The following is a 683-nucleotide window of genomic DNA, read 5'->3' as shown; positions in this document are numbered from 1 at the left end:
TGACCGAGCCGGTCGTGACGCTGGTGTTGCCGGCCGCGGTCGTGTCGCGCACCGTGATGCCCTCGCCATTCGCCGAACTGCTCGCGCCAGAGATGTCGATCAGCACGTTGCCCGAGCCGTTGTTCTGGATCGTCGCCGCGTTGCCCGTGCCGCCGACGAACCCGCCGGTGCCGGTGACGTTGATGTCGCCCGTGCCGCCAGTGCCGCCGGTCAGSAGGAGGCCCGTTGTCGCGCCGGTGACGGTGTTGGCCACGTTCACGGTGACGGCATCATTGCCGCTGACCTTGATGCCTTCGGCAAAGGTGCCGGTGACCGTGCCGGCCGCCGTCACGTTGGTCGCACCCGTGCCCGAGTTGGTCGCTTCGATGCCCGTGGTGCCCGAGACATTGCCTGCGGTGACGTCAATGATACCGGCACCGGCCGCACTGTTCTGACGCGCGACGATGGCAGTGTTCGAGGCAGCCGTTACATCACCCGCCGCGACCGTGACGTTGCCGCCGGTCGCCATGGCGAAGATGCCGTTGCCGGTGGTGGTCGTCACCGGACCGACCGTCTTCACGGTCGTCGAGCCCTTGCCGAAGTTCTCGGCGTCCACCCCGAACCGAGCGTCGATCGCGCCATTGGCGGTGACGTTGACGTTGCCCGTGCCGCCGGCCAGGAAGACTGCCCCGACGATGCCGGCG

1 protein-coding gene is annotated in these 683 nt (G+C 68.3%); it reads right to left on the bottom strand.

Features of this window, described 5'->3' with window-relative positions; translation table 11 throughout:
* Positions 1–683 (bottom strand): hypothetical protein (locus AC1DT7_RS24195; protein ID WP_478038869.1); only part of this gene is annotated, 683 nt, incomplete at both ends.

The organism is Sphingomonas sp. P3_C6 (assembly GCF_056402595.1).
Note: the sequence above shows the minus strand (reverse complement) of the source record. Positions and strands in the feature narration are given on the sequence as shown.